This window comes from Novosphingobium album (ex Hu et al. 2023), assembly GCF_022832385.1.
GTDB classification, from domain to species: Bacteria; Pseudomonadota; Alphaproteobacteria; order Sphingomonadales; family Sphingomonadaceae; genus Novosphingobium; species Novosphingobium album.
The window spans coordinates 1-2,181 of the sequence record NZ_JALHLE010000063.1 but is presented as its reverse complement, the minus strand read 5'-3'; the positions used below and the strand labels follow the sequence as shown (position 1 = coordinate 2,181).

Annotated in this window: 2 protein-coding genes; both read right to left on the bottom strand. The window is 68.0% G+C overall.

Annotated features, from left to right (window positions below; genetic code table 11):
- The coding region (locus MTR64_RS21180; protein WP_243996556.1) for a xanthine dehydrogenase family protein molybdopterin-binding subunit at positions 1-1,655 on the bottom strand (1,655 nt) is incomplete at its 3' end.
- A complete protein-coding gene (locus MTR64_RS21175) occupies positions 1,652-2,122 on the bottom strand; it encodes a (2Fe-2S)-binding protein (protein ID WP_243996554.1) in 471 nt (156 codons plus the stop codon). The genes MTR64_RS21180 and MTR64_RS21175, both read right to left, overlap by 4 nt.
- Positions 2,123-2,181 lie beyond the last annotated feature (59 nt).

Below are 2,181 nucleotides of genomic sequence, written 5' to 3'. Positions count from 1 at the left end.
GGCAGCATCCGGTCCTTGCCGAGAATGCGTAGCACGAAAGTCGGCAAGTCCATCCCGGCGGCTTCGGCAAGCTCGTCGAGGAAGGACTGGAAGACGAAGCCCATGGCATTGGACGTCGGTGCTCGCAGCCAGCCGGTCGGCAGGTTGGTCGGCAGATAGGTCGCGCCGAAGTGGACATCGGGGACGATCTGCGCCGGAAACTCGGTCTCCTCCATCTCGGCCGCACGCACAGGCTGGCCATCGGCGCCGAAGGTCACGAAGTGATCCCTGAGCGCGACGAGATTGCCATCCTTGTCGAGCCCGGCGGTCAGTTCGTGCCACCCGCCGGGACGGTAGTAGTCGTGCCGCATGTCGTCGGCGCGGGTGTAGAGCAGCTTGACCGGCCGGCCCGGCACCGCGCGCGCGATCTGCGCCACCTGAACCATGTAGTCGTTCATCAGCCGCCGGCCGAAGCCGCCGCCGATCCGGGTCATGTGGATGGTGATCGCATCGGGCGCGAGGTCCAGCAGTTCGGCAACCTGCCGGCGCCCGTTGCCCGGTGACTGCGAAGGCGCCCAGAGCGTGAGTGCCCCGTCCTCGAACAGGCCGGTGCAGTTCTGCGGCTCGAGCGTGCCATGCGCGAGGAACGGATAGCTGTAGCGCGCAGTGACGGTCCGCGCGGCGCCGGACAGGGCTGCCCCGGCATCGCCCTTCTTCAGGATGTCGCTTTGGGATTCGCCCTTCAGCGCCGCGTCCGCCTGCCTGGCATAGGCTTCGGTCGAGAACCTCTCGAGCGTTCCGGTGTCCCATTCGACCTTGAGCTTGCCCCGCGCCTGCTGCGCGGTCCACCAGCTGTCCGCGACGGTCGCCAGGGCATCGAACTGGCCTTTGGGCACAAGGCCGGTGTTGACCGGCACCACCGCGATCACGCCCTTGACCGCCTTCACCGCCGCATCGTCGAACGAGGCCACCGTGCCCTGGAACACCGGGCAAGCCTCGATAGCGGCATGGACCATGCCGGGAAGCTCGGTATCGATGCCGAACAGTGGCTTGCCCCGGACAATCGCAGGCGTATCGACGCCGCGCCGCGAGGTGCCGATGATCCTGAACGCATCGTCCGGCTTGAGCGCCACGGTGTCCAGCGCGGGAGGCGTGATCTGCGCGGCCGCGGATGCCAGCGAAGCATAAGTCGCTGCCCTGCCCGACGCCGCGTGGCGGACCATGCCGCTGCCGGTCGTCAGCGATGCAGGCGCGACGCCCCACTCGGCCGCGGCCGCTGCAACCAGCATGTGCCGGGCCGCCGCGCCGGCCTGCCGCAAGGGCAGCCAGTTCACCGGCGTGGAGCGGCTGCCGCCCGCGCTTTGCCGGCCGTATTTTGCATCATCGGCCAGGGTCTGCTCGATGCGGACCTGTTCCCAGTCGACATCGAGTTCCTCCGCGAGGAGCATCGGCAGCATGGTCTTCACGCCCTGCCCGATCTCCGGGTTCTTGGCGCCGATGACCACGCTGTTGTCCGGGTTGATGCGGATGAAGGCATTGAGCACACGGGCGCCGTCCCCCGCCTCGGCTCCGGCCTCGCCGGGAAGCACCAGCCGCGCGCCGAAGCTCAGCACCGCGCCGCCCAGCAGCGCCACCGACAGGAACGACCGGCGGTTCAGATCGAATGGCGCGTTCATGCCGCTGCTGCCCTGGCCCTGGCGGCCTGCCTGATCGCCGCGCGGATGCGCAGGTAAGTGGAACACCGGCAGATGTTGCCGCTCATCACCGCGTCGATGTCCTCGTCCGCCGGATCGGGGATCTGCTCGAGCAGCCATGTCGCCGACATGATCTGGCCTGCCTGGCAATAGCCGCACTGCGGCACGTCGAGGTCTTCCCACGCGGCCACGACATGCTTGCCCGCGGGCTGCGAGGTTACATCCTCGATCGTGGTGATCTGCGCTTCCCCCACAGATCCCACCGGCGTCTGGCAGGACCGGACAGCCTGACCGTCCAGCAGCACGGTGCACGCCCCGCACAGCCCCGCACCGCACCCGAACTTCGTGCCCGGCAGGTGCAGATCCTCGCGCAGCACCCACAGCAGCGGCTTCTCCGCATCCGCCACAACGCTGCGCTTCTCGCCGTTCACCGTCAGATCAATAGACATGGGGGGCTCCAATCGCCTCTAGTCCGCCAACTTATCGTTCAGAACATCTGCAGGCCACC